Origin of the sequence: Citrobacter pasteurii (assembly GCF_019047765.1) — a bacterium.
Taxonomy (GTDB): domain Bacteria; phylum Pseudomonadota; class Gammaproteobacteria; order Enterobacterales; family Enterobacteriaceae; genus Citrobacter; species Citrobacter pasteurii.
The window spans coordinates 4,701,620-4,726,914 of sequence record NZ_CP077262.1; the positions used below are offsets into that span (position 1 = coordinate 4,701,620).

The 25,295-nt window shown below is 51.5% G+C and carries 25 protein-coding genes and 3 tRNA genes; 13 read left to right on the top strand and 15 right to left on the bottom strand.

Annotated features, from left to right (window positions below):
* Window positions 1-153 precede the first annotated feature (153 nt).
* The 4 genes from I6L54_RS22680 to orn form a co-directional block, all read right to left on the bottom strand.
* Window positions 154-229 (bottom strand) — tRNA-Gly (locus I6L54_RS22680).
* A gap of 155 nt (window positions 230-384) precedes the next feature.
* Window positions 385-460 (bottom strand) — tRNA-Gly (locus I6L54_RS22685).
* 37 nt (window positions 461-497) lie between these two features.
* Window positions 498-573 (bottom strand) — tRNA-Gly (locus I6L54_RS22690).
* A 241-nt stretch (window positions 574-814) separates the two neighbouring features.
* The gene (gene orn, locus I6L54_RS22695; RefSeq protein ID WP_040232952.1) at window positions 815-1,360 is read right to left on the bottom strand and encodes an oligoribonuclease; all 546 of its coding nucleotides are present in this window, start codon (window positions 1,358-1,360) and stop codon (window positions 815-817) included.
* 105 nt (window positions 1,361-1,465) lie between these two features.
* On the opposite strand from orn, the gene rsgA reads away from it, so the two are divergent.
* The 3 genes from rsgA to mscM all read left to right on the top strand — a co-directional run bounded on the left by rsgA (window position 1,466) and on the right by mscM (window position 6,912).
* Window positions 1,466-2,518, top strand: a complete 1,053-nt coding sequence (gene rsgA, locus I6L54_RS22700; protein WP_005122157.1) for a small ribosomal subunit biogenesis GTPase RsgA — start codon at window positions 1,466-1,468, stop codon at window positions 2,516-2,518.
* Window positions 2,519-2,611: 93 nt separating this feature from the next.
* Entirely contained in the window at window positions 2,612-3,580 is a 969-nt protein-coding gene (gene asd, locus I6L54_RS22705; protein ID WP_005122156.1) for an archaetidylserine decarboxylase, read from the top strand.
* A 17-nt stretch (window positions 3,581-3,597) separates the two neighbouring features.
* Window positions 3,598-6,912 carry a miniconductance mechanosensitive channel MscM gene (gene mscM / locus I6L54_RS22710; protein WP_040232951.1) on the top strand — a complete coding sequence of 1,105 codons (3,315 nt, stop codon included), beginning with the start codon at window positions 3,598-3,600 and terminating at the stop codon, window positions 6,910-6,912.
* A gap of 136 nt (window positions 6,913-7,048) precedes the next feature.
* Here mscM and yjeM read toward each other — a convergent pair whose 3' ends face one another.
* The gene (gene yjeM / locus I6L54_RS22715) at window positions 7,049-8,551 is read right to left on the bottom strand and encodes a glutamate/gamma-aminobutyrate family transporter YjeM (RefSeq protein ID WP_040232949.1); all 1,503 of its coding nucleotides are present in this window, start codon (window positions 8,549-8,551) and stop codon (window positions 7,049-7,051) included.
* 214 nt (window positions 8,552-8,765) lie between these two features.
* Window positions 8,766-9,743 carry an elongation factor P--(R)-beta-lysine ligase gene (gene epmA, locus I6L54_RS22720; RefSeq protein ID WP_040232947.1) on the bottom strand — a complete coding sequence of 326 codons (978 nt, stop codon included), beginning with the start codon at window positions 9,741-9,743 and terminating at the stop codon, window positions 8,766-8,768.
* A gap of 324 nt (window positions 9,744-10,067) precedes the next feature.
* On the opposite strand from epmA, the gene frdA reads away from it, so the two are divergent.
* From frdA to frdD, 4 genes are read left to right on the top strand one after another with little or no spacing between them, the layout of a single operon-like run.
* Window positions 10,068-11,858, top strand: a complete 1,791-nt coding sequence (frdA, locus tag I6L54_RS22725; RefSeq protein WP_005122152.1) for a fumarate reductase (quinol) flavoprotein subunit — start codon at window positions 10,068-10,070, stop codon at window positions 11,856-11,858.
* Window positions 11,851-12,585 carry a fumarate reductase iron-sulfur protein gene (gene frdB / locus I6L54_RS22730; RefSeq protein WP_008785993.1) on the top strand — a complete coding sequence of 245 codons (735 nt, stop codon included), beginning with the start codon at window positions 11,851-11,853 and terminating at the stop codon, window positions 12,583-12,585. Before frdA ends, frdB begins: the two co-directional genes overlap by 8 nt.
* Window positions 12,586-12,595: 10 nt before the next feature.
* Window positions 12,596-12,991: a fumarate reductase subunit FrdC gene (gene frdC, locus I6L54_RS22735; protein ID WP_003025537.1), complete on the top strand. Its 396-nt coding sequence runs from the start codon at window positions 12,596-12,598 to the stop codon at window positions 12,989-12,991.
* A gap of 10 nt (window positions 12,992-13,001) precedes the next feature.
* A complete protein-coding gene (gene frdD, locus I6L54_RS22740) occupies window positions 13,002-13,358 on the top strand; it encodes a fumarate reductase subunit FrdD (RefSeq protein WP_003025535.1) in 357 nt (118 codons plus the stop codon).
* Between the two features lie 41 nt (window positions 13,359-13,399).
* Here the strand turns inward: frdD and ampR are convergent, their stop codons facing one another.
* Window positions 13,400-14,275, bottom strand: a complete 876-nt coding sequence (ampR, locus tag I6L54_RS22745) for a LysR family transcriptional regulator AmpR (RefSeq protein WP_005122151.1) — start codon at window positions 14,273-14,275, stop codon at window positions 13,400-13,402.
* A 131-nt stretch (window positions 14,276-14,406) separates the two neighbouring features.
* Here ampR and blaCMY point away from each other — a divergent pair, with 131 nt between their 5' ends.
* Together blaCMY and I6L54_RS22755 are read left to right on the top strand one after the other, a co-directional pair.
* Window positions 14,407-15,552 (top strand): CMY-2 family class C beta-lactamase, encoded by a 1,146-nt coding sequence (gene blaCMY, locus I6L54_RS22750; protein ID WP_005122150.1) that lies wholly within the window; start codon window positions 14,407-14,409, stop codon window positions 15,550-15,552.
* Between the two features lie 92 nt (window positions 15,553-15,644).
* Window positions 15,645-16,178 carry a lipocalin family protein gene (locus I6L54_RS22755; protein WP_005122149.1) on the top strand — a complete coding sequence of 178 codons (534 nt, stop codon included), beginning with the start codon at window positions 15,645-15,647 and terminating at the stop codon, window positions 16,176-16,178.
* Here I6L54_RS22755 and sugE read toward each other — a convergent pair.
* A complete protein-coding gene (gene sugE / locus I6L54_RS22760) occupies window positions 16,175-16,492 on the bottom strand; it encodes a quaternary ammonium compound efflux SMR transporter SugE (RefSeq protein ID WP_000118520.1) in 318 nt (105 codons plus the stop codon). The two genes, I6L54_RS22755 and sugE, sit on opposite strands and share 4 nt — an antisense overlap.
* A 259-nt stretch (window positions 16,493-16,751) precedes the next feature.
* On the opposite strand from sugE, the gene I6L54_RS22765 reads away from it, so the two are divergent.
* Window positions 16,752-17,351: a LuxR C-terminal-related transcriptional regulator gene (locus tag I6L54_RS22765; RefSeq protein WP_040232944.1), complete on the top strand. Its 600-nt coding sequence runs from the start codon at window positions 16,752-16,754 to the stop codon at window positions 17,349-17,351.
* Between the two features lie 30 nt (window positions 17,352-17,381).
* On the opposite strand, the gene ecnB is transcribed toward I6L54_RS22765, so the two are convergent.
* From ecnB to efp, 3 genes are all read right to left on the bottom strand, one after another.
* Entirely contained in the window at window positions 17,382-17,528 is a 147-nt protein-coding gene (gene ecnB / locus I6L54_RS22770) for a lipoprotein toxin entericidin B (RefSeq protein ID WP_003025482.1), read from the bottom strand.
* 107 nt (window positions 17,529-17,635) lie between these two features.
* On the bottom strand, window positions 17,636-17,770 hold the full coding sequence (gene ecnA, locus I6L54_RS22775) for a lipoprotein antitoxin entericidin A (protein WP_040232999.1): 135 nt from the start codon (window positions 17,768-17,770) through the stop codon (window positions 17,636-17,638).
* A 99-nt stretch (window positions 17,771-17,869) separates the two neighbouring features.
* Window positions 17,870-18,436, bottom strand: a complete 567-nt coding sequence (efp, locus tag I6L54_RS22780; protein WP_005120972.1) for an elongation factor P — start codon at window positions 18,434-18,436, stop codon at window positions 17,870-17,872.
* 40 nt (window positions 18,437-18,476) lie between these two features.
* On the opposite strand from efp, the gene epmB reads away from it, so the two are divergent.
* Window positions 18,477-19,505 (top strand): EF-P beta-lysylation protein EpmB, encoded by a 1,029-nt coding sequence (gene epmB / locus I6L54_RS22785; protein ID WP_040232942.1) that lies wholly within the window; start codon window positions 18,477-18,479, stop codon window positions 19,503-19,505.
* Window positions 19,506-19,688: 183 nt separating this feature from the next.
* A complete protein-coding gene (gene yjeJ / locus I6L54_RS22790; RefSeq protein ID WP_040232941.1) occupies window positions 19,689-20,552 on the top strand; it encodes a YjeJ family protein in 864 nt (287 codons plus the stop codon).
* Between the two features lie 179 nt (window positions 20,553-20,731).
* Here the strand turns inward: yjeJ and I6L54_RS22795 are convergent, their stop codons facing one another.
* The 3 genes from I6L54_RS22795 to I6L54_RS22805 all read right to left on the bottom strand — a co-directional run bounded on the left by I6L54_RS22795 (window position 20,732) and on the right by I6L54_RS22805 (window position 23,203).
* The gene (locus I6L54_RS22795) at window positions 20,732-21,085 is read right to left on the bottom strand and encodes a DUF4156 domain-containing protein (protein WP_005120974.1); all 354 of its coding nucleotides are present in this window, start codon (window positions 21,083-21,085) and stop codon (window positions 20,732-20,734) included.
* A 134-nt stretch (window positions 21,086-21,219) separates the two neighbouring features.
* Entirely contained in the window at window positions 21,220-22,866 is a 1,647-nt protein-coding gene (groL, locus tag I6L54_RS22800) for a chaperonin GroEL (protein WP_003025464.1), read from the bottom strand.
* A gap of 43 nt (window positions 22,867-22,909) precedes the next feature.
* Window positions 22,910-23,203, bottom strand: a complete 294-nt coding sequence (locus tag I6L54_RS22805; RefSeq protein ID WP_005120976.1) for a co-chaperone GroES — start codon at window positions 23,201-23,203, stop codon at window positions 22,910-22,912.
* A 275-nt stretch (window positions 23,204-23,478) separates the two neighbouring features.
* Between I6L54_RS22805 and yjeH the strand changes: the two genes are divergently transcribed.
* Entirely contained in the window at window positions 23,479-24,726 is a 1,248-nt protein-coding gene (yjeH, locus tag I6L54_RS22810; RefSeq protein WP_040232938.1) for an L-methionine/branched-chain amino acid transporter, read from the top strand.
* Between the two features lie 46 nt (window positions 24,727-24,772).
* Here yjeH and I6L54_RS22815 read toward each other — a convergent pair whose 3' ends face one another.
* Complete coding sequence (locus tag I6L54_RS22815; RefSeq protein ID WP_005120978.1) at window positions 24,773-25,252, bottom strand: FxsA family protein; 480 nt, start codon at window positions 25,250-25,252, stop codon at window positions 24,773-24,775.
* Window positions 25,253-25,295 lie beyond the last annotated feature (43 nt).

A 25,295-nucleotide genomic window follows, 5' to 3' on the forward strand; every position in this document is an offset into this window, starting at 1 on the left:
TAAAATGATACTATTCACCCAGCGAAGTTTTTTGTATTCCAGGGATAATACCCGAACCTGTGGATAAGTCTGTTTACAAGAGTATGTCAATGACGAAAAAAAACGTCCCCAACGCGATTATTCGTTGTGGATATTTTTATTGAGGTAAGAATTTGGAGCGGGAAACGAGACTCGAACTCGCGACCCCGACCTTGGCAAGGTCGTGCTCTACCAACTGAGCTATTCCCGCATAATCTTCGTCTTTCGAACCGCTACTGCTTTGGCCGCCTTCATTCGCCTGAGTCACTTACTTCAGTAAGCTCCTAAGGAATCATTCAGTTGCCGCCTTGTCGCAATTCGAAATCCTGCGATTGGTGGTCTGTGCTTATAAGCACTTTCAAATTTTGGAGCGGGAAACGAGACTCGAACTCGCGACCCCGACCTTGGCAAGGTCGTGCTCTACCAACTGAGCTATTCCCGCTTGGGTGTGTCTTTGCTTTACAAGCATTTTCAAATTTTGGAGCGGGAAACGAGACTCGAACTCGCGACCCCGACCTTGGCAAGGTCGTGCTCTACCAACTGAGCTATTCCCGCAAATCTGTACTGCTTTTGTTGCTGCCGTAACGCGTAATTCTCTGTCGTTACGGGAGGCGCATTATACGAGAAATCCGTTTAGCTGCAACCCCCAGAAAAGCGATTTTTTCGTTTTTCTGTTTAAGTGCTGAATTTATCGGCAAGTCGTCTAATTTAGCGACAATTCTGCCTCAGTGCAAGCTCACAGGAACGATATTCGTAGGCCGGGTAAGGCGTAGCCGCCACCCGGCAATCCACAAAATCAAAGCTTAATGAAATGTTCGCGATAGTAAGCAAGCTCGGCAACCGATTCACGAATATCGTCCATCGCCTGGTGCGTTCCTTGTTTCTTGAAGCCATCAAGGATCTCTGGTTTCCAGCGACGGGCCAACTCTTTAAGCGTGCTGACGTCCAGATAGCGATAATGGAAATACGCCTCCAGCTCCGGCATATATTTAAACAGGAAACGACGATCCTGACCGATGCTGTTGCCGCAGATAGGTGATTTTCCTTCCGGAACCCACTCTTTTAAAAAGGCCAGCGTCGCCAGTTCGGCTTCACGATCGCCCATGGTGCTCGCTTTTACGCGTTCCACCAGCCCACTTCCGGTATGCGTACGTACGTTCCAGTCATCCATTAACGCCAGTTGCTCATCAGACTGATGCACCGCAATTGTCGGTCCTTCAGCCAGGATATTCAGGTTGGCATCAGTCACTAGCGTAGCGATCTCAATAATGCGATCGCGCTCGGGATCCAGACCTGTCATCTCCAGATCGATCCAAATCAGGTTGTTTTCATTGGCACTCATGCTATTTTCCACCCTTCAGCGTCACATTCAGTGTGACTATATTCATCTAAAATTGCGTGTATCATAAATGTTTTGCCCATTATGGGCGACCAGGAGCCAGTCCGATTGAGTAAGAATAAACTCTCCAAAGGCCAACAGCGCCGCGTGAACGCCAATCACCAGCGTCGTCTTAAAACGTCCGCGGAGAAGCCCGACTACGACGACAACCTGTTCGGCGAGACTGCTGAAGGCATCGTTATCAGCCGTTTTGGCATGCATGCCGACGTAGAATCTGCTGACGGGGAAATTCACCGTTGCAACATCCGCCGTACCATTCGTTCGCTGGTTACCGGCGATCGTGTAGTCTGGCGTCCGGGTAAAGCGGCGGCTGAAGGCGTGAATGTCAAAGGGATCGTTGAGGCGGTACATGAGCGTACCTCAGTACTCACTCGCCCGGACTTTTACGACGGGGTGAAACCCATTGCGGCCAACATTGATCAAATCGTAATTGTCTCAGCCATCTTACCTGAGCTGTCACTGAATATTATCGACCGCTATCTGGTAGCTTGCGAAACCTTGCACGTTGAACCGATTATCGTACTGAATAAGATCGATCTGCTGGATGACGAAGGTATGGCCTTTGTTAACGAACAGATGGACATCTATCGCAACATTGGTTATCGCGTGTTGATGGTCTCCAGCCGCACCAAAGACGGTCTGAAACCGCTTGAAGCAGCGTTGACCGATCGCATCAGCATTTTTGCCGGTCAGTCTGGCGTAGGAAAATCCAGCCTGCTCAATAACCTTCTCGGCCTGCAGGAAGAGATCCTGACCAATGATGTCTCCGACAACTCTGGTCTTGGGCAGCACACCACCACAGCGTCTCGCCTGTACCACTTCCCTCACGGCGGCGATGTCATCGACTCCCCTGGTGTACGTGAGTTTGGGCTGTGGCATCTGGAGCCGGAACAAATCACTGATGGCTTTGTCGAATTTCATGACTATTTAGGTCATTGCAAGTACCGCGACTGTAAACATGATGCAGATCCGGGCTGTGCAATTCGTGAAGCTGTCGAGGAAGGGAAAATTGCTGAGATTCGGTTTGAAAATTATCACCGCATCCTGGAAAGCATGGCGCAGGTAAAAACGCGTAAAAACTTTTCTGATACAGACAACTGACAACTAAGCTAAGCATCGCTAGAATCGTCCCCCTTTTTTTCAGGATCCGGCTCATATGTCGGATCGGGAACAAATTATGGCCTGGAGGCTACCTTGTTAAACTCATTTAAGCTTTCGCTACAATACATTCTGCCGAAACTATGGCTCACTCGCCTGGCGGGTTGGGGTGCAAGCAAACGAGCAGGATGGCTGACTAAACTGGTTATCGATCTGTTCGTGAAATATTACAAGGTCGATATGAAAGAGGCGCAAAAGCCGGACACCGCCAGCTATCGTACCTTTAACGACTTCTTTGTTCGCCCACTGCGCGAAGATGCACGCCCGATCAATACCGATCCAAACATACTGGTCATGCCCGCTGACGGCGTGATTAACCAGTTAGGCAGTATCGAAGAAGACAAACTGCTGCAGGCTAAAGGGCATAGCTACACCCTTGAAGCGCTGCTGGCAGGCAACTACCAGATGGCGGATAAATTCCGTAACGGGACGTTTGTAACCACTTACTTGTCTCCACGCGATTACCACCGTGTACATATGCCGTGTAACGGTATCCTGCGTGAAATGATGTACGTGCCAGGCGATCTCTTCTCTGTGAACATCCTGACCGCTCAGAATGTGCCGAACCTGTTTGCCCGCAACGAACGTGTTATTTGCCTGTTTGATACCGAATTTGGCCCGATGGTGCAGATTCTGGTCGGCGCGACCATCGTCGGCAGCATTGAAACCGTATGGGCTGGCACCATTACCCCACCGCGTGAAGGCGTGATCAAACGCTGGACATGGCCGGAAGGCGAAAGCGAAGGCTCTGTGGCGCTGCTGAAAGGTCAGGAAATGGGCCGCTTTAAACTCGGTTCCACCGTCATCAACCTGTTCGCGCCAGGCAAAGTTAACCTGGTTGCACAGTTGCAGGATCTGTCGGTAACCAAAATTGGCCAGCCAATGGCCATCTCTACCGAGACCTTTGTGACGCCAGAGGCAGAACCCGCGCCATTGCCGAAAGAAGAAATCGAAGCAGAACACGACGTCAGCCCGCTGGTTGACGACAAAAAAGACGAAAGTTAACCATAGGGATCGCTGCAGTGCGCCTGATTATCACTTTTCTGATGGCCTGGTGCCTCAGCCTGGGGGCGTACGCTGCGACGGCCCCCGATGCCAAACAACTCACCCAGGAACTGGAGCAGGCAAAAGCGGCGAAACCCGCTCAGCCAGAAACCGTTGAGGCGCTCCAGTCCGCGCTGAATGCCCTTGAGGAGCGGAAAGGCTCCCTTGAGCGTGCTGAACAATATCAGCAGGTTATCGATAACTTCCCCAAGCTGTCCGCCACGTTACGCGCACAGCTAAATAACCTGCGCGACGAACCGCGTAGCGTACCAACAGGTCTCACGACGGATGCATTAAACCAGGAGATCCTTCAGGTCAGCAGTCAGTTACTGGATAAAAGCCGCCAGGCTCAACAGGAGCAGGATCGCGCCCGGGAAATCGCCGACTCGTTAAGCCAGCTTCCTCAGCAACAAACCGATGCCCGCCGCCAGTTAAATGATATTGAGCGACGCCTGGGTACAGCTAACAGTAACTCAGCGCTCAATCAGGCGATGCAGGCGGAATCCGCCAGGCTTAAAGCCCAGGTCGATGAACTGGAACTGGCGCAGCTTTCCGCTAATAACCGCCAGGAACTGGCGCGAATGCGCTCCGAACTGGCAGAAAAGCAGAGCCAACAACTCGACGCTTATCTGCAAGCATTACGCAACCAACTCAACAGCCAGCGCCAGCGTGAAGCCGAACGTGCGCTGGAGAGCACGGAACTGTTGGCAGAAAACAGCGCAGGATTGCCGGAAGGCATCATTGACCAGTTTAAAGTTAACCGTGAGCTGTCTCAGGCGCTCAATCAGCAGGCGCAACGTATGGATCTGGTCGCCTCCCAGCAGCGTCAGGCCACCAGCCAAACGTTGCAGGTACGTCAGGCGCTGAATACGCTGCGGGAACAGTCACAATGGCTTGGCGTCTCGAATATGCTGGGGGAAGCACTGCGTGCACAAGTTTCTCGCCTGCCAGAAATGCCCAAACCCCAGCAGTTAGATACCGAAATGGCGCAGCTGCGCGTACACCGTATGCGCTATGAAGACCTCCTCAACAAGCAGCCGCAATTACGTCAAATTCACCAGGCCGACGGACAACCGCTAACCGCTGAGCAGAGCAGCATTCTCAACGCCCAGTTACGCACTCAGCGTGAACTACTGAACTCTCTGCTACAGGGTGGCGATACGCTGATCCTCGAGCTCACTAAGCTAAAAGTCTCCAATAGCCAACTGGAAGACGCCCTGAAGGAGGTCAACGAGGCGACGCACCGTTATCTGTTCTGGACATCAGACGTCAGCCCCATCTCGCTCTCCTGGCCCGTCGACATTGTTCAGGACCTGCGCCGTCTGATCTCACTCGATACATTTAATCAGCTTGGCAAAGCCACTATCATGATGCTGACCAGCAAGGAAACGCTGCTACCACTGTTCGGTGCACTGGTGCTGGTTGGGTTTAGCCTTTCTTCACGTAAACACTTTACCCGCTTTCTGGAACGCTCGTCAGCGCGTGTTGGTAAAGTAACCCAGGATCACTTCTGGCTGACGATACGCACGGTATTCTGGTCGATACTCGTCGCCTCACCGCTGCCGGTGCTGTGGGCAACGCTCGGTTACGGGTTGCAGGAAGCCTGGCCTTACCCGCTGGCTGTTGCTATCGGCGATGGCGTTACCGCCACGGTGCCTATGCTATGGGCGGTAATGATTTGCGCCACCTTTGCGCGTCCCAACGGTCTGTTCATTGCCCACTTTGGCTGGCCGCGTAACCGTGTCGCGAAGGCCATGCACTATTACCTGATGAGTATCGGGCTGATTGTCCCGCTGATCATGGCGGTGATTATGTTTGATAACCTCAATGACCGGGAATTCTCCGCCTCATTGGGGCGCCTGTGCTTTATCCTGATTTGCGGAGCGCTGGCGATCGTGACCCTGAGCCTGAAACGCGCCGGCATACCGCTGTATCTCGACAAAGAAGGCAATGGCGACAACATGGTCAACAGCATGCTGTGGAATATGCTGATGGGTGCACCGCTGATTGCTATTCTCGCGGCAGCTGTGGGCTACCTGGCAACATCACAAGCCCTGTTGGCGCGCCTGGAGACTTCGGTAGCAATTTGGTTCTTGTTACTGGTGGTCTATCACGTCATCCGCCGTTGGATGCTAATCCAACGGCGCCGTCTGGCCTTCGATCGTGCCAAGCATCGACGCGCCGAAATGCTGGCGCAGCGCGCGCGAGGTGAAGAAGAACCGCCGCATTCCACCAGCCTTGAAGGCACAATTGATGTTGATGAAAGCGAAGTAGATTTGGATGCGATCAGCGCACAATCGCTGCGCCTGGTGCGTTCTATCCTGATGCTCATCGCCCTGCTTTCGGTTATCGTGCTGTGGTCAGAAATTCATTCCGCTTTCGGCTTTCTGGAAAATATCTCACTGTGGGATGTCACCTCCACGGTGCAGGGCGTGGAAAGTTTAGAGCCCATTACACTGGGTGCAGTGTTAATTGCGATTCTGGTGTTTATCATCACCACGCAGTTGGTGCGAAACCTGCCCGCATTGCTGGAACTGGCGTTGCTGCAGCACCTGGATTTAACCCCCGGCACCGGTTACGCCATCACCACCATCACCAAGTACCTGCTAATGCTGATTGGCGGTCTGGTTGGCTTCTCGATGATCGGTATCGAATGGTCGAAATTGCAGTGGCTGGTAGCCGCTCTCGGTGTGGGGCTGGGTTTTGGCTTGCAGGAGATCTTCGCCAACTTTATTTCCGGTCTGATCATCCTGTTTGAAAAACCAATCCGTATTGGCGACACGGTGACCATTCGCGATCTCACCGGTAGCGTGACGAAAATTAATACCCGCGCCACGACCATCAGCGACTGGGACCGCAAAGAGATCATTGTGCCCAACAAAGCCTTTATCACCGAGCAGTTTATCAACTGGTCGTTGTCCGATTCGGTCACCCGCGTGGTGTTAACCATCCCGGCGCCGTCGGAGGCGAACAGCGAGGAGGTGACGCAGATCCTGCTTACTGCCGCACACCGCTGTTCACTGGTGATCGACACACCTGCCCCGGAAGTCTTCCTGGTTGACCTGCAGCAGGGGATTCAAATCTTCGAACTGCGTATTTATGCCGCTGAAATGGGGCATCGCATGCCGCTGCGCCATGAAATCCACCAGCTGATTCTGGCAGGCTTCCGCGAGCATGGTATTGATATGCCATTCCCACCGTTCCAGATGCGTCTGGAGAGCCTCGGCGGTAAGCAAACAGGGAGAACATTAAGTTCTGCAGGAAGAGGCAGTCGCCCGGCGGGAAGTTTGTAATACCTGAGTAGCTCGAACGCAGTGACGCCAAGCTACGGTGTGGGTCCTGTAGGCCTGATAAGCGTAGCGCCATCAGGCAATTCGATGCTGATTGCCGGATGGCGGCATTGCCTTATCCGGCCTACAACGGCCCAATTTACTCTGTCACCAGAACCGGCTGACGGTTAACGCGGCGGCTGTAGTTCTGATAAATCGTCATCGCCAGCAGCGAGAAGAAGATCGGGCCACCGGTCATCCACAATGCGCTGTTCCAGTCCCCGGCTTCAATCACCGGCTGGATGATGGTGAATACGTTGGCAAACGTCACCACCAGCACCACCACACCTGTTGCCAGTAGCGTCGCCGCTCGGGTTTTAAAGACCACAAATGATCTTTCCAGACCCGTGCGGGCTTTAAAGAACGGAAACGCCAACGCAAGGAACAGATACGGCAGCGTCATCGAAACGTTCGCCATCAGGGTCAGTTTGTTATAGAACGCTGACGCCGTATCGCCGCCAAACGAAACCAGCAGGATAAACAGGCTTACCAGCAGACACTGCAACCACATTGCGGTCGTCGGCATCCCCACCGCATTCAGTTTGGTCATCGGCGCGGGCCACAATGCCTTCGGCGTACCCTGAATAATCGCTTTCAACGGCGAGTAGCTGAGCGTGAAGAAAGCGCCGGTATAGGCGAGGAACATAGAAAGTCCGGTAATTCGCGCGAACCATACCCCAATTGTCATCGCCGTTTCAGGGGAAAGGTGCAGCGCATTACCCAATGTCATCCCAAGGCTTTTCATCAGGATATAAGTAATATTACCAAGGTTAACCGAGCCATTACTTAATACCTGCTGCCAGTTGGTGCTAACACCCCACAAAAATATAGCCAGCGAATAACCAACTGAAATGACGATAGCGGCAAAGACAATGCCTTTTGCAAAGTTCTTTTCGGGTTTTTCCGTTTTATCGACCAGTCCACCAACGGCTTCAATTCCACCATAAGCAAAAATGGCAAATACCACAAATGACAGCATGGCCAGACCAGACTGATACCCCGGATTAGGCGAGGAGATAAAATTAATATCCTGAGCAAAGTGGCCACCAGTTAATAACAAAATAGCGACACTCACTAACAACAGAACTAAATTAAGACACATTACGGCAATTCCGCCTACTGCCGTAATACGGGCAATCTTATTAATACCTCGGGAGGCCACGCAGGTCACCAGAATCATCCAGCCAACGGCGAGCAGTCCGACGACCTGCGTAGGCTCAAGCCCCACGATACGCCAGTGCTGCGTCATATCAGCGCCAAACAGGAAGGTTGAAAAAGGTACCCAGACTTTCGCGGCAGTACTGACCATCCAGATAACATAGGAAGAGAACCACATAAAGGTGCCGATAAAGGCATAGCGAGGTCCAACGCTATTATTCATCCACGAATAGATTCCGCCCTCTTCTTTCCGATAGGCGGACCCCATTTCTGCCATCATTAACGCGAATGGAATAAAGAATAACAATGCAGAAAATACATACCATGGAATAGCACTGTATCCCATTAAATAGAAAGCCGAAGGACTATTGGCAAATCCAAAAACTGACGTAAATATCATGAGGATGAGACCAATCAGGCTCATCTTTTTTATTGTTTGGGTCATTAAACCATCCCTTACTCTGGCAAGCGTTTAACCAACGCCGCTCACCGATTGGCACTGCTCTCTTTACAGAGTTCAGCGATAGAAAAATCAACACAGAATTGATACCTGAACGATATCAAATATCCAGGATTAAATTGTGGCCATTAGAGGGAAAATGAAAAAATATGCTACAAAGTGGCGATTTTACCGCCACTTTGCATTGAAGAAGAGTGGGTTACGCGCGATCGACAGTAAATGCGATAACCTCAGCCAGGCTCTCTGCGCCCAGCGCCAGCATCACCAGACGGTCAACGCCCAGCGCCACGCCAGAACAATCCGGCATCCCTACCTTTAACGCTTCAAGCAGGTTGGTGTCGATAGCCTGCTGCGGCAAACCACGTGCAGCACGTTTGCGGTTATCCTGCTCGAACCGTTGCTGCTGCTCGCGCGCGTCGGTCAACTCATGGAAACCATTCGCCAGCTCAATACCTTTGTAATAAACCTCAAATCGCTCAGCGACCCGATGATCTTCGGTACTGATTTGTGCCAGTGACGCCTGACTGGCCGGGAAATGGTACACAAACGTTGGTTTGTCTTTGCCAATATGCGGCTCAACGCCCATTGTAAACAGCAGTTGCAGCAAGGTATCCCGGTCTTCTTCGGTATCGGCGATATTGCTGAGATCCAGCTTCGCCGCCACTTCCCGCAGTTGGGTTTTATCCGCAGACAGCGGGTCAATCTCCAGATGACGCTGGAAAGCTTGCTGGTAAGAAAGGCTTTCGGCAGGTGAACAGTCCAGCACTTGCTGCAGCAAATCATCCACTTCATTCATCAGGCGATACATGTCGTAGTGTGGGCGATACCACTCAAGCATGGTGAACTCAGGATTATGATGACGCCCCATCTCTTCATTACGGAAGCTGCGACATAGCTGATACACCGGGCCACATCCTGCGACCAGCAGGCGCTTCATATGGTATTCCGGGCTGGTCATTAAATAGAGGTTCATCCCCTGGGAATGACCAGGGCCAACGAAACGCGTTTCGAACGGGAACAGGTGGATGTCCGTTACCGTCGCCTGACTCATGCAAGGTGTCTCAACCTCAAGCACTCCACGATCGGCAAAAAAGCGACGAATCTCCGCTATAATTGCTGCACGTTTTAACAGATTGGGGATGGACGCGCTCGGCTGCCAGGTTGCCGTTTCGCTCATGGTTGTTTCTCCGATTTCAGACAAGGGCACGAAGTCTACTCGTATCGCGCTAGCGAGACAAATTTCACGCGGGAATAATAAACACTGGCTGGCGGGTAAAAAAAGTAACAATGGGTGGTTTAGTAATTAAATTAATCAAATTCAATGATAATTCAGCCCTCTGATACGCTAAAAAAATCGAACACGTCAAATTTCCCTCACATCCCTAAGACTATACTATTGTACCTATAAAGGAGCAGTGGAAACGCGTTCATAACCTGTTTGAAGCCGATTAAGCATCTGAATTCGGACGGGGATGAAATAACAACAATCTGGAGGAATGTCGTGCAAACCTTTCAAGCCGATCTTGCCATTATAGGCGCCGGTGGCGCGGGATTACGTGCTGCAATTGCTGCCGCACAAGCAAATCCCAACGCTAAAATCGCACTGATCTCAAAAGTGTACCCAATGCGCAGCCATACCGTTGCTGCCGAAGGCGGCTCTGCTGCTGTCGCGCAGGATCATGACAGCTTTGACTACCATTTTCACGATACGGTAGCAGGCGGAGACTGGCTGTGTGAGCAGGATGTCGTGGATTACTTTGTCCACCACTGCCCAACTGAAATGACGCAACTGGAACAATGGGGCTGCCCATGGAGCCGCCGTGAAGACGGTAGCGTCAACGTACGTCGCTTCGGCGGCATGAAAATCGAGCGTACCTGGTTTGCCGCGGATAAAACCGGCTTCCACATGCTGCATACGCTGTTCCAAACTTCATTGCAGTTCCCGCAAATTCAGCGCTTTGATGAACACTTCGTTCTGGATATCCTGGTGGACGACGGTCATGCTCGCGGCCTGGTCGCCATGAACATGATGGAAGGCACCCTGGTCCAAATCCGTGCAAACGCAGTCGTGATGGCAACGGGCGGCGCGGGTCGTGTTTACCGTTACAACACCAACGGCGGCATCGTAACCGGCGACGGTATGGGCATGGCGCTGAGCCACGGCGTTCCGCTGCGTGATATGGAATTCGTTCAGTATCACCCAACTGGTCTGCCTGGTTCCGGTATCCTGATGACTGAAGGCTGCCGCGGTGAAGGCGGTATTCTGGTCAACAAAAACGGCTATCGTTATCTGCAAGACTACGGCATGGGCCCAGAAACTCCGCTGGGCGAGCCGAAAAACAAATATATGGAACTCGGTCCGCGCGACAAAGTTTCTCAGGCTTTCTGGCACGAATGGCGCAAAGGCAACACCATTTCCACTCCGCGTGGCGATGTGGTTCACCTCGACCTGCGTCACCTCGGCGAGAAAAAACTGCTCGAACGTTTACCGTTCATCTGCGAACTGGCGAAAGCCTACGTGGGTGTCGATCCGGTTAAAGAACCGATCCCGGTACGTCCGACCGCGCACTACACCATGGGCGGTATCGAAACCGATCAGCACTGTGAAACCCGCATTAAAGGTCTGTTCGCTGTCGGCGAATGTTCCTCTGTTGGTCTGCATGGCGCTAACCGTCTGGGTTCTAACTCCCTGGCGGAACTGGTGGTCTTCGGTCGTATGGCCGGTGAACAAGCTGCGGAACGCGCTGCAACGGCTGGCGCTGCAAACAGTGCCGCTCTGGATGCACAGGTTGCTGGCGTTGAAAAACGTCTGAAAGACTTGGTTAACCAGCAAGGTAACGAAAACTGGTCTAAGATCCGTGACGAAATGGGCATTTCCATGGAAGAAGGTTGCGGTATCTACCGTACGCCGGAACTGATGCAGAAAACCGTTGATAAGCTGGCGGAACTGCAGGAGCGCTTCAAGCGCGTACGTATCACTGATACTTCCAGCGTCTTCAACACCGACCTGCTGTACACCATCGAACTGGGTCACGGTCTGAACGTTGCTGAATGTATGGCGCACTCCGCTCTGGCACGTAAAGAATCCCGCGGCGCGCACCAGCGTCTGGATGAAGGCTGCACCGAGCGTGACGACGTGAACTTCCTCAAACACACCCTCGCCTTCCGCGATGCTGACGGCACGACTCGCCTGGAATACAGCGACGTGAAAATCACCACTCTGCCACCGGCTAAACGTGTTTACGGTGGCGAAGCGGAAGCAGCCGATAAGAAGGAGAAGGCGAATGGCTGAGATGAAAAACCTGAAAGTTGAGGTGGTGCGCTATAACCCGGAAACCGATACCGCGCCGCACAGTGCTTTCTACGAAGTTCCTTATGATGAAACCACGTCACTGCTGGATGCGCTGGGCTACATCAAGGATAACCTGGCACCGGATCTGAGCTACCGCTGGTCCTGCCGTATGGCGATCTGCGGCTCCTGCGGCATGATGGTCAACAACGTGCCAAAACTGGCGTGCAAAACCTTCCTGCGTGATTACACCAACGGTATGAAAGTTGAAGCGCTGGGCAACTTCCCGATTGAGCGCGATCTGATCGTCGACATGACGCACTTTATCGAAAGCCTGGAAGCGATCAAACCGTACATCATCGGTAACCCGCGTACACCGGATCAGGGTCCAAACACCCAGACTCCGGCGCAAATGGCGAAGTATCATCAGTTCTCCGGTTGCATCAACTGTGGTCTGTGCTACGCCGCGTGCCCGCAGTTCGGCCTGAACCCTGAGTTCATTGGACCGGCTGCGATTACGCTGGCGCATCGTTACAACGAAGATAGCCGCGACCACGGTAAGAAGGAGCGTATGGCTCAATTGAACAGCCCGAACGGCGTCTGGACCTGTACTTTCGTGGGCTACTGCTCCGAAGTCTGCCCGAAACACGTCGATCCGGCTGCGGCCATTCAGCAGGGTAAAGTTGAAAGTTCAAAAGACTTTCTTATCGCTACCCTGAAACCACGCTAAGGAGTGCACGATGACGACTAAACGTAAAGCCTATGTGCGGCCAATGACGTCCACCTGGTGGAAAAAGCTGCCATTTTATCGTTTTTACATGCTGCGTGAAGGCACGGCAGTCCCGGCAGTCTGGTTCAGCATTGAACTGATTATCGGCCTGTTTGCACTCAAGCATGGTGCAGAGTCCTGGATGGGCTTTGTCGCCTTTTTGCAAAACCCGGTGGTGGTAATCCTTAACATTATCGCCCTGGCAGCAGCGCTGCTGCATACCAAAACCTGGTTTGAGCTGGCGCCGAAAGCCGCCAACATCATCGTAAAAGACGAAAAAATGGGGCCAGAGCCGATCATCAAAGGTCTCTGGGCAGTCACTGTGGTTGCTACAGTAGTCATACTGTTTGTTGCCCTGTTCTGGTAAGGAGTCCGGAATGATTAATCCAAATCCAAAACGCTCTGACGAACCCGTATTCTGGGGCCTGTTTGGTGCAGGCGGTATGTGGAGCGCAATCATTGCGCCGGTAATGATCCTGCTGGTAGGCATTATGCTGCCGCTGGGCTTTGTTCCTGATGCTTTCAGCTATGAACGCGTACTGGCATTCGCTCAGAGCTTCATCGGACGTGCGTTTCTGTTCCTGATGATCGTTCTGCCGCTGTGGTGTGGTTTACACCGTATGCACCACGCGATGCATGACCTGAAAATCCACGTGCCTGCTGGCAAATGGGTATTCTACGGCCTGGCTGCTATCCTGACCGTTGTAACAGCGATTGGCATTCTGACTATCTAATCGCAGCTGTTACCTATTGGGCCCGCCACTGGCGGGCCTTTTTATTTGTGCACAACGCCGATCAACCAGCGGGAAAACTCACGCATCGCAGGCGTCTCCGGACGGGATTGCAATCGCGTAATCCAGTAACTTCCCAAATCAATCTGCGTTAAAAACGGTTGTACGATACGTTCACTACTGAGCAAATGCGTGAACATTCTGACCGGGGCGATTGCCACGCCAATTCCCGCCTGCGCAGCTTCCAGCATAGTGACCGACGAGTCAAACACCACCACATTGTGCGTTGGTGAAGGGGGAGCCTCTCCGGCGGCCTGCATCCACAGCGCCCATTCATCACGCCGATACGATCGTAATAGCGGAAATTTCAGGATATCTGCAGGAGTCTGAATCCGAGAGGCCAGCGCGGGCGAACAAAGCGGAGACATCAGCGCGCTACATAAATATTGCGCATCGGTATCGTGCCAGGCTCCACCACCATAGCGAATGGTATAATCCAGCCCCTCTGCAGCAGGATCAACACGGTTATTATGCGTGGAAAGCTGTAAATCGATATGCGGATAACTCCGTTTAAAATCGTGCAGAAGTGGGAAAAGGCACCCCACCGCAAAAGTGCCCACCACACCAATTTTCAGTTTTTCCTGAGCCTGGTTACCGGCAAAGCGGTCTAACATCGCCGCCATACGATCGAAAGAATCATTAAGTACAGGTAACAGACTCTCACCTTCTGTCGTGAGCATCAGGCCTCGTGAAACGCGAATAAAGAGCTGACAATTCAACTGCTGCTCCAACGCTTTCACATGCTGGCTGATGGCAGAATGCGTTACATTCAGCTCAATTGCTGCGCGGGTAAAGCTGAGATGCCTGGCGGCCGCTTCAAAAGCCCGTAGAGAATTAAGTGGGATATAGCTACGCGTCATCATCTAACCCGTTAGAAAAACTTATATCTGCTGCTAAATTTAACCGTTTGTCAACACGGTACAAATCAAACAAACTGGTCGCGTCTGATGGGCCCGGACACCCTTTCGCTTTTTATTACGGAAATGATTTCATGATGAAAAAATCGTTATGCTGCGCGCTACTGCTGGCCGCCCCTTTCTCCACGTTTGCCGCCCCTAAGACAGAACAACACATTGCCGATATCGTTAACCGCACCATCACACCGCTGATGAAGGAACAGGCTATTCCGGGTATGGCCGTGGCCGTTATCTACCAGGGAAAACCGTATTACTTTACCTGGGGTAAAGCTGATATCACCAATAATCGTCCGATCACACAGAACACACTGTTCGAACTCGGTTCAGTCAGTAAGACCTTCAATGGCGTGCTGGGCGGCGATGCGATCGCCCGCGGCGAAATCAAACTCAGCGATCCGGTCACTCGGTACTGGCCGGAACTCACAGGCAAACAGTGGCAGAACATTAGTCTGCTGCACTTAGCCACATACACGGCAGGTGGCCTGCCGCTTCAGATCCCCGACGAGGTGACGGATAAAACCGCATTGCTGCACTTTTATCAAAACTGGCAACCTCAGTGGGCTCCGGGCGCTAAACGTCTCTATGCTAACTCCAGCATTGGTCTGTTTGGCGCACTGGCGGCGAAACCTTCAGGGATGAGCTATGAAGAGGCACTGACCAGACGCGTCCTGCAACCATTAAAACTCACACACACCTGGATTACGGTTCCACAGAGAGAACAAAAAGATTATGCCTGGGGCTATCATGAAGGAAAGCCAGTGCATGTTTTCCCCGGCCAACTTGATGCCGAAGCCTATGGCGTGAAATCCAGCATCATCGATATGACCCGTTGGGTTCAGGCCAACATGGACGCCAACCAGGTTAAGGAGAAAACACTCCAGCAGGGCATTGAGCTTGCGCAGTCACGTTACTGGCGTATTGGCGATATGTATCAGGGACTGGGCTGGGAGATGCTGAACTGGCCAGTGAAAGCCGACTCGATAATCAGCGGTAGCGACAGCAAAGTGGCGCTGGCAGCGCTGCCCGCCGTTGAGGTAAATCCGCCAGCCCCGGCCGTGAAAGCCTCATGGGTGCATAAAACAGGGTCTACTGGCGGATTTGGCAGTTACGTTGCCTTCGTGCCAGAAAAAAATCTTGGCATCGTGATGCTGGCAAACAAAAGCTACCCTAACCCGGCTCGCGTAGAGGCCGCCTGGCGCATCCTGGAAAAGTTGCAATAACTGACAAAGAGGTCCGGTAAATCGGGCCTCCATTCTTGATCTTTTTTTCCTGCTGTCATCTACACTTAACAAAAAACAGCAAGGAAAACACTATGCGCATTCTGCCCGTCGTTGCTGCAGTTACGGCTGCATTTCTGGTTGTTGCTTGCAGTTCCCCTACACCGCCGAAAGGCGTTACCGTGGTGAATAACTTTGATGCCAAACGCTATCTGGGCACCTGGTATGAAATTGCACGTTTCGACCATCGATTCGAGCGTGGACTGGAAAAAGTGACCGCAACCTACAGCCTGCGCGACGACGGCGGCATCAATGTGATCAACAAGGGCTATAACCCAGACAGGGAAATGTGGCAGAAAACCGAGGGTAAAGCCTATTTCACCGGCGATCCAAACCGCGCTGCGCTCAAGGTCTCGTTCTTCGGCCCTTTCTATGGCGGGTATAACGTGATTGCGCTCGATAGGGAATATCGTCACGCGCTGGTCTGCGGCCCGGATCGCGACTATCTGTGGATCCTCTCTCGTACCCCAACGATTTCAGATGAGATGAAACAGCAGATGCTGGCAGTCGCGACCCGGGAGGGGTTTGAAGTGAACAAGTTGATTTGGGTAAAACAACCCGGCGCTTAGTGGGTGCTGAGCTTCAGGCCAATAATGCCGGCAACAATCAACCCCAGGCTGAGCAGACGCGCCGGACTGGCTGATTCGCCCAATAGCAGAATGCCGGTAATGGCTGCCCCTACCGCGCCAATCCCGGTCCAGACGGCATAAGCCGTACCAACCGGTAGCGTTCTCATCGCCCAGGAAAGCATAGCGATACTGACGATCATCGCCGCAATGGTGATAATACTTGGCGTTAAACGGGTAAAACCGTGGGTATATTTCAGACCAATCGCCCAGACAACTTCAAGCAGGCCCGCGATAAGTAAAACGATCCAGGACATAACAGGCTCCAGTACACGATGGGGCCGTCCCCGGGTGAAAGATGCGTTTGCAGGTCGTCCTGCAAAGCGGATGTATGAAATGGCATTTTTGCCCGGGAGAAAATGAATTTCAACCTTTTTATTCATTGCTTACTTAAAGCAAGAATTAAGCCCAATTAGAGGCGTAGTTCCCGCATTTGGCTCACATTGGACTTCTCTATGATGAAGAGCTTTCTGAACTCAGAAAGCCATTTTATCCTCTTCTGAATGCGAAAGGTTTATGCTTAAAATTTTAGTGATTGACCGGTGCCACTTTACCCGCACAGGGATAGAGGCCTTGCTTAATCATTCTGGTATGTTCAACTCTTCATTTCTGGTGTCAGGGATTAATAATCTGATGTTGGCTAAAGAGCATATTTTGCAGTGGAAGCCTCATCTGGTAATCGCAGATTTATGTAGTTTTCTCAGCGATATTCACTCCAGCCCCCCCATCGCACCATTTTTTATGAGCTGCGGCGCCATCCCGCTGATTTTACTACAATCAGGCGACCGATCGCATAACCCCATCGATCCCCTTCACTCTGCCGTTCACTCGACATTGTCCAAACACATCGCGTTGCATGATCTTTCGCACACGATCCAGAATGCACTACAGATCCGTCCCGTATTGGATACACCCAAAAATGCCACACCGCTGCTTACACCACAGGAAGAGAAGGTACTGTCGTTGTGGATGGATGGCGTTGATAACAATGCAATAGCCGCCGCGCTCTGCATTCATGGTAAGACGGTATACACCTATAAGCGAAATATCCGTATGAAGCTGCACCTGGGGAATCGCTTTTCACCGTTTCTCTCTCTACCTGAGAAGATGAATTAACGGTACGACGGTGCGTCGTACCGTTCATAGTTATTGCTGAGCCTTTGTCGCTGCACCAGAAATGGCACTACCGCCCTCAGAAATATCCTGACCTACGCCTCGCGTCGTATTACACGCCGTTAATACGGAAGAAAGTACCAACACAGAAAAGATAGCAGCAATTGTCTTCTTAACCATAACGCCTTCCTTTTCTAGCCAATATTGTTTGTGTATAGCTACTTAATAATAGACAAGATCCGGGGGGGTGACGGATAAACGACCATTTTTAAGACAATATGAGGGGACTAGCTGGCAGCGTGAGAAATTGAATTACCGAGATGTTTGATATCTTCACCGAAGCCGCGCGCCGTATTACAGCCCGCCAGGAGGGTGCTGGTGAAAAGGATAAGCATTACAAGACCGAGAAGACGTTTCATCATTCCTGCCCTGGAAAAGTATGGCGCAGCAATCTGCACCAACATCTTAGAAATACGCAAAATCATTCAGGCCGCCTGATGCAGCCTGAAAGATGAAGAATATTACTTCACGCGGGATACGTATTCGCCAGAGCGGGTATCCACTTTGATGACTTCGCCGATCTGTACGAACAGCGGAACTTTAACCACTGCACCGGTGGACAGCGTCGCTGGTTTACCACCAGTACCTGCAGTGTCACCTTTCAGACCTGGGTCAGTTTCAATGATTTCCAGCTCAACGAAGTTCGGTGGGGTCACGGAGATAGGCTGACCGTTCCACAGGGTCACGATGCACTCAGCCTGATCCAGCAGCCATTTAGCGCTATCACCTACCGCTTTCGCGTCAGCAGCAAGCTGTTCGAAAGTGGAGTTGTTCATGAAATGGTAGAACTCACCGTCGTTGTACAGGTAAGTCAGGTTCATATCGACAACGTCTGCGCCTTCTGCGGAGTCGGTGGATTTGAAGGTTTTCTCTACACGAGTACCGGTCAGCAGGCGGCGCAGCTTAACGCGTGCAAATGCCTGGCCTTTACCCGGTTTAACGAATTCACTGGCTTCAACCGCATAAGGTTCGCCATCCATCATGATTTTAAGACCGGCACGAAAATCATTGCTATAGTAAGTCGCCATAAGGCCCTCTGAAATTGTTAACTGGTAGCTAAGCCACAAAATGGCGCATATTGTAACCCTAAACACCCCATCCAGAGAAGATTGGTTAGTACAACTTGCCGATGTTCTCACCGATCCGGATGAACTATTACGTCTTTTGAATATAGACGCTGATGAAAATTTGCTCGCTGGTCGTGAGGCAAAACGTCTTTTTGCCCTTCGCGTGCCACGATCGTTTATCGCACGCATGGAGAAAGGCAACCCCAACGATCCGCTACTGCGTCAGGTGCTTACCTCGCAGGATGAATTCGTTGCCGCCCCCGGATTCTCTACCGATCCACTGGAAGAGCAGCACAGCGTCGTTCCTGGATTGCTGCACAAATATCGCAACCGGGCGCTGCTGCTGGTAAAAGGCGGATGTGCGGTAAACTGCCGCTATTGCTTCCGTCGCCACTTCCCGTATGCCGAGAACCAGGGGAATAAACGTAACTGGCAGGTGGCGTTAGATTACATCGCCGCGCACCCTGAGCTGGATGAGATTATTTTCTCCGGTGGCGATCCCCTCATGGCTAAGGACCACGAGCTTGACTGGTTACTCACGCAACTGGAGGCCATTTCACACATTAAGCGTCTGCGAATTCACAGCCGCTTGCCAATTGTGATCCCAGCTCGTATTACCGAAGGGTTAGTCGATCGTTTTGCGCGATCTTCCCTGCAAATTCTGCTGGTGAATCACATTAACCACGCGAACGAAATTGATGAGACATTTCGTCAGGCAATGGCCAGCTTGCGTAAAGTGGGTGTCACATTGCTTAATCAAAGCGTCCTGCTGCGTGGCGTGAACGACAACGCACAAACGCTGGCAAACCTGAGCAATGCACTGTTTGATGCGGGCGTAATGCCCTATTACCTGCATGTTTTGGATAAAGTGCAAGGAGCCGCTCACTTTATGGTGAGTGACGATGAGGCGCGGAAAATCATGCGAGAGCTGCTGACGCTGATTTCAGGCTATATGGTCCCAAAACTGGCGCGCGAAATTGGCGGTGAGCCCAGTAAAACGCCGTTGGATTTGCAGTTACGCCAACAATAGTCATTATTGAGTGTCCGATTTCGGACACTCGACACGATTACTTATCATTTAAATTCCAACAAGTGGAGCCACACTTTTAATCTGTGCTATTTTAATTAGCGCTGTAAAATCATTCATTCGTAAATTTTATCAAAAGTTTCAAATGCAGAACATCAATAAATATATGGTTAGGGAGAACCTTTGATGGCTATCAGTATTAAAGGTATTAATACCGGCGTTATTCGTCAGAAGAATGAATTTGTTGCTTTGGCATTAAAGATAAAAGAACCAAGAAATAAAGAGTCGCTGTTTTTTCTTTCTCCGCTTGGGCTAAGAGACTTGTTTATTGCTCTGGAAAGCAAGCTATACGCCAAACATCAACTAAGCGAAGACGAGCGTGTGCAATATGAGAAAGAATGCGAGAAAGCCAGCAAAAAGATGCACGAAAATATTCCCTTAATTCAGGAAGATGAGTTAAAGAATGCGGATATTAACCGTCGCATAAATTCACTGACGTTAGTGGATGATAAAGGGGAGAACTTAGCATTTTCTCTGACGCTGCATGACGGGAAAACAGATGAATTACTGATTAATGAATTACAGATTCAGGTGTTGGCGCATGCAATTATTCATGCAATAAATAATGCTGGCATGCGGGATTTAGCGCTACGAATTACATCGCTGCTGGATTTTCTGCCGCTGTACGATGTGGATTGCCAGCAAAACGACAATCTGGAATACGATTCTTATACACAACCCGAATGGAAACATAACCTGTTTAATCATTATCTGGCGATTATTTACCGCTATACGGATGATAAAGGAAAAGCCCAGTACTGTGGTTCGGTAGTAAAAACTCGCGCTCTTTCCGGCAGCAAAGAGGCCGAAGCCATTACTCGCCGTCTGCTCGATTTCAGCCCACGGCTGAAAAAACTTGCCGGTGTACCGTGCCAGGTGTTTGTCAGAACGTTGACGGGTGATAAGACGCAAAAGCTCAATCAGGATCAGTGCCTGCGCGCGCTGCATCATTTACGCGTTCAGTCTGCGCATAAGACTCAGAATGCCTGATGGCGCTGCGCTTATCAGGCCTACGATTGCATGAGCCTGTCCAGGCCACTTTATTACACAAAATCATTCAATCTGCATCGCGGCGGCAAGCGAAGAAAATCCCCAGGAGCATAGATAACTATGTGACTGGGGTTTCACAGCGCAGCCAACAAAGGGGCTGGTTGAAGGATGAAGTGTAATCAGTTAGGGCACTTATAAACCTGGCCATTCATCTCGCTGGCAGTCGGTACAAAGCTGGACAGCATTCCCTGGGATGGGCTGCTGACGCCATAAATCACGTTACCGCCCATTGCAGCGGCCTGGTTACGCAGATCATTCGCCGCGCCACGCATAGAGCCGCCCTCTTCGCCATGCTGGCCAGAAAGCCAGTTGCTCTGTTTACCGGTCGCAGTGCCGATCAACTGACACTCAGCACCTGGCTTATCTTCAACAAAGCGAACGCTTTGTCCGGCTGAACTCAGTTCGTTGCTGGAGCTACAACCCGCCATCAGTAGCGCGGCACCAACGATCCCTGCTAAATATTTCACGTGCATGTTATTCCCCATAATCAATGAGCTGGACCTTATGTCCATAGCTGAATCATATACTAAAAAGATGACCAAAAGAAAAACCCCCGGACATTTCTGCCCGAGGGTTTCTCAATTCTGAGAGGTTCAGAACAACATGATTACATCATGCCGCCCATACCGCCCATGCCGCCCATACCACCAGCAGCACCTAAGTCAGGCGCATCGCCTTTCGGCAGGTCGGTAACCATGCACTCGGTAGTGATCATCAGACCCGCAACAGAAGCCGCGTACTGCAGAGCAGAACGCGTTACTTTGGTTGGATCCAGGATACCCATGTCGATCATGTTGCCGTATTCTTCAGTTGCAGCGTTGTAACCGTAGTTACCGTCACCGGCTTTCACGGTGTTAGCCACTACAGACGGCTCTTCGCCGCAGTTCAGTACGATTTGACGCAGTGGGGATTCCATTGCGCGCAGCGCAACTTTGATACCTACGTTCTGGTCTTCGTTCTGACCTTTCAGGCCGGCAATTTTAGACGCTACGCGAATCAGCGCAACACCACCACCAGCAACCACGCCTTCTTCTACCGCAGCACGGGTAGCGTGCAGGGCATCTTCAACGCGGGCTTTCTTCTCTTTCATTTCAACTTCAGTCGCAGCGCCAACTTTGATAACCGCAACGCCGCCTGCCAGTTTCGCTACGCGCTCCTGCAGTTTTTCACGGTCATAGTCGGAAGTTGCTTCTTCGATCTGCTGACGAATCTGAGTCACGCGACCCTGGATTGCAGCTTCGTCGCCCACGCCATCGATGATGGTGGTGGTATCTTTGTTGATAACAACGCGTTTCGCCTGACCCAGATCTTCCAGAGTTGCTTTTTCCAGCTCCATACCGATCTCTTCAGAGATAACGGTACCACCGGTCAGGGTAGCGATATCCTGCAGCATTGCTTTACGACGATCGCCGAAGCCAGGTGCTTTAACCGCAGCGACTTTCACGATACCGCGCATGGTGTTAACAACCAGAGTTGCCAGCGCTTCGCCTTCAACATCTTCAGCGATGATCAGCAGCGGTTTGCCTGCTTTCGCTACAGCTTCCAGAACCGGCAGCATTTCGCGGATGTTGGAGATTTTCTTGTCAGCCAGCAGGATGAACGGGCTTTCCAGTTCTACTGCGCCAGTTTCCGGCTTGTTGATGAAGTAAGGAGACAGGTAGCCGCGGTCGAACTGCATACCTTCAACCACGTCCAGTTCGTCCTGCAGACCGGTACCGTCTTCAACGGTGATCACGCCTTCTTTACCGACTTTGTCCATCGCTTCAGCGATCAGTTTACCTACGGTTTCGTCGGAGTTAGCGGAGATAGTACCAACCTGAGCAATAGCTTTAGAGTCGGAGCACGGTACGGACAGTGCTTTCAGTTCTTCAACAGCAGCAGCGACAGCTTTGTCGATACCACGTTTCAGATCCATCGGGTTCATGCCCGCAGCAACGGCTTTCAGACCTTCAGTGATGATGGACTGAGCCAGTACGGTTGCGGTGGTGGTACCGTCACCTGCAGCGTCGTTCGCTTTAGAGGCAACTTCTTTCACCATCTGCGCACCCATGTTTTCGAACTTGTCTTCCAGTTCGATTTCACGTGCTACGGAAACACCATCTTTAGTGATGGTCGGTGCACCGAAAGATTTATCCAGAACTACGTTACGGCCTTTTGGACCGAGGGTAACTTTCACTGCATCTGCCAGTACGTTTACGCCGCGCAGCATTTTCACACGAGCGTCGTTACCGAATTTTACGTCTTTAGCTGCCATTTTCTCTTTCCCTTAAATTCGTATGTTCAGTGTCGTTCGCGGATTAGGCTTCAACAATTGCCAGGATGTCGCTTTCAGACATGATCAACACTTCTTCATTGTCGATCTTCTCAGATTTAACACCGTAGCCATCGTTGAAAATAACGATATCGCCGACTTTCACGTCCAGCGGCTGTACAGAACCGTTGTCCAGGATGCGACCCTTACCGACAGCGATGATTTCGCCACGAGTTGATTTACCTGCAGCGGAACCGGTCAGTACGATGCCACCAGCAGATTTGGATTCAACTTCTTTACGTTTGACGATCACACGATCATGTAACGGACGAATACTCATTGATAGCTCTCCTTTGAGAAAGTCTTTATCAGTTATGGGTGACGCCGGCCCGTAAACGGTATCCCGGCTAGTGACCAGAGAGATGGGGATGGGCTTTTGTGCCTTCAAGGGGGCAAGCGAAAAAAAATTTTTATCAGCAGAAAATCCCGTCAAAACACCGACACGCCTCACATTTCATAACGATTTCAGCCACGTCGTCATAAGCAAATCCGATTGTGATACCATCGAAAATCTGCGCTGTAGCCCGGTACATGGGCATAACCGGATAACAACTTATGAGCGGACTAAAACAAGAGCTGGGGCTGGCTCAAGGCGTTGGCCTGTTGTCGACATCATTGTTAGGTACAGGCGTTTTTGCCGTCCCCGCACTGGCCGCGCTGGTTGCTGGCAACAACAGCCTGTGGGCATGGCCAGTGCTGATCGTTTTAGTCTTTCCGGTGGCGATTGTCTTTGCCGTACTCGGTCGCCATTTTCCCAGCGCAGGCGGCGTGGCGCATTTTGTCGGCATGGCCTTTGGATCACGGCTTGAGCGCGTCACCGGATGGTTATTTTTGTCGGTGATCCCAGTGGGGTTACCAGCGGCATTACATATTGCCGCCGGATTTGGCCAGGCGATGTTTGGCTGGCATGGTTGGCAGCTTCTGTTGGCAGAGCTCGGCACGCTGGTATTGGTCTGGTACATCGGTTCGCGGGGTGCCAGCTCCAGCGCAAACCTGCAAACGGTAATTGCCGGACTGATCGTCGCGCTGATTGTCGCCATCTGGTGGGCTGGCGAGTTGAAACCGAGTGAGATCCCCTTTCCTGCCATCGACAAGATTGAGTTTCCCGGGCTTTTTGCCGCGCTGTCGGTGATGTTCTGGTGCTTTGTTGGCCTTGAAGCATTCGCACACCTGGCCTCTGAATTCAAAAATCCGGAACGGGATTTCCCGCGCGCCCTGATGATTGGCCTGCTACTGGCCGGTTCCGTGTACTGGGCATGTACCGTCGTTGTGCTACATTTTGATGCCTATGGTGAACAGATGGCAGCGGCGGCATCGCTGCCTGAAATCGTCGTCCAACTGTTTGGCGTTCACGCCCTGTGGGTTGCCTGCATCATTGGTTATCTGGCCTGCTTTGCCAGCCTGAACATTTATATCCAAAGTTTCGCCCGTCTGGTGTGGTCGCAAGCACAATATAAACCTGAGAGCTATCTGGCTCGCCTGTCCCCTCGCCATCTTCCGGCCAATGCGCTAAACGCGGTATTGGGTTGCTGCGTCGTCAGTACCTTGTGCATCTATATGCTACAAATCAATCTCGATGCGTTAATTGTCTACGCTAACGGCATCTTTATTATGATTTATCTGCTATGCATGCTGGCAGGGTGTCGATTGCTAAAAGGGCACTATCGCGTACTGGCTACAGTGGGGGGGCTGCTGTGCCTACTGCTGCTGGCGATGGTCGGCTGGAAGAGTCTGTATGCGTTGATTATGCTGATGGGGCTGTGGCTGTTTTTACCGAACCGGAAAATGGCGGAGGCCAAATAATCAGTAAAAAAGCCCGGTGTCGCGAACGCTTACCGGGCCTACCGGGTCAGTCACGGCGATCGTCATCTTTATGATCAAGGCGGTTACGATCGTCATCCTTGCGCTGAAATTCACCGTCAAAGGTATCACCGCCACCGGTTCCGGCACTAAATCCACCACCTGGCATACGAGAAAAACGCAAATGCGGCAGTAACTTCATGGTCAAATGTTTCTGCACCGGGGGTAATAAAAGAAGAAGACCGAGGAAATCGGTGAAGAAACCAGGTAACACCAACAGCAAGCCGGCGATAATCAGCGACACGCTCTTGATCATTTCTGCAGCCGGACTTTCACCTGCTGCCATTTTCTGTTGCATCAGTAAAAAGTTCTTAAACCCTTGGTTACGAACCAGAGACATACCGATAACCGAGGTAAAAATAACCAAAATCAGGGTCATCAGGACACCCAGCACATGGGCGACCTGGATAAAAATAGATATCTCTATGTAAACATAGAGAAAAATGGCAAGTAATGGTATCCAGCGCAAAGGGCTCTCCTGTTGAAAACAGTCGTTTTCACCAACAACTGTT

Bases quoted from the DNA above. Each gene is read 5' to 3' on its own strand.
- frdB (WP_008785993.1), top strand. From the start codon at position 11,851: ATGGCTGAGATGAAAAACCTGAAAGTTGAGGTGGTGCGCTATAACCCG.
- yjeJ (WP_040232941.1), top strand. From the start codon at position 19,689: ATGGCTATCAGTATTAAAGGTATTAATACCGGCGTTATTCGTCAGAAG.
- orn (WP_040232952.1), bottom strand. From the start codon at position 1,360: ATGAGTGCCAATGAAAACAACCTGATTTGGATCGATCTGGAGATGACA.
- I6L54_RS22795 (WP_005120974.1), bottom strand. From the start codon at position 21,085: ATGCACGTGAAATATTTAGCAGGGATCGTTGGTGCCGCGCTACTGATG.
- ampR (WP_005122151.1), bottom strand. From the start codon at position 14,275: ATGACGCGTAGCTATATCCCACTTAATTCTCTACGGGCTTTTGAAGCG.
- epmA (WP_040232947.1), bottom strand. From the start codon at position 9,743: ATGAGCGAAACGGCAACCTGGCAGCCGAGCGCGTCCATCCCCAATCTG.
- yjeM (WP_040232949.1), bottom strand. From the start codon at position 8,551: ATGACCCAAACAATAAAAAAGATGAGCCTGATTGGTCTCATCCTCATG.
- ecnB (WP_003025482.1), bottom strand. From the start codon at position 17,528: ATGGTTAAGAAGACAATTGCTGCTATCTTTTCTGTGTTGGTACTTTCT.
- I6L54_RS22765 (WP_040232944.1), top strand. From the start codon at position 16,752: ATGCTTAAAATTTTAGTGATTGACCGGTGCCACTTTACCCGCACAGGG.
- yjeH (WP_040232938.1), top strand. From the start codon at position 23,479: ATGAGCGGACTAAAACAAGAGCTGGGGCTGGCTCAAGGCGTTGGCCTG.
- epmB (WP_040232942.1), top strand. From the start codon at position 18,477: ATGGCGCATATTGTAACCCTAAACACCCCATCCAGAGAAGATTGGTTA.
- blaCMY (WP_005122150.1), top strand. From the start codon at position 14,407: ATGATGAAAAAATCGTTATGCTGCGCGCTACTGCTGGCCGCCCCTTTC.
- frdC (WP_003025537.1), top strand. From the start codon at position 12,596: ATGACGACTAAACGTAAAGCCTATGTGCGGCCAATGACGTCCACCTGG.
- I6L54_RS22755 (WP_005122149.1), top strand. From the start codon at position 15,645: ATGCGCATTCTGCCCGTCGTTGCTGCAGTTACGGCTGCATTTCTGGTT.
- efp (WP_005120972.1), bottom strand. From the start codon at position 18,436: ATGGCGACTTACTATAGCAATGATTTTCGTGCCGGTCTTAAAATCATG.
- I6L54_RS22805 (WP_005120976.1), bottom strand. From the start codon at position 23,203: ATGAGTATTCGTCCGTTACATGATCGTGTGATCGTCAAACGTAAAGAA.
- frdD (WP_003025535.1), top strand. From the start codon at position 13,002: ATGATTAATCCAAATCCAAAACGCTCTGACGAACCCGTATTCTGGGGC.
- groL (WP_003025464.1), bottom strand. From the start codon at position 22,866: ATGGCAGCTAAAGACGTAAAATTCGGTAACGACGCTCGTGTGAAAATG.
- ecnA (WP_040232999.1), bottom strand. From the start codon at position 17,770: ATGATGAAACGTCTTCTCGGTCTTGTAATGCTTATCCTTTTCACCAGC.
- sugE (WP_000118520.1), bottom strand. From the start codon at position 16,492: ATGTCCTGGATCGTTTTACTTATCGCGGGCCTGCTTGAAGTTGTCTGG.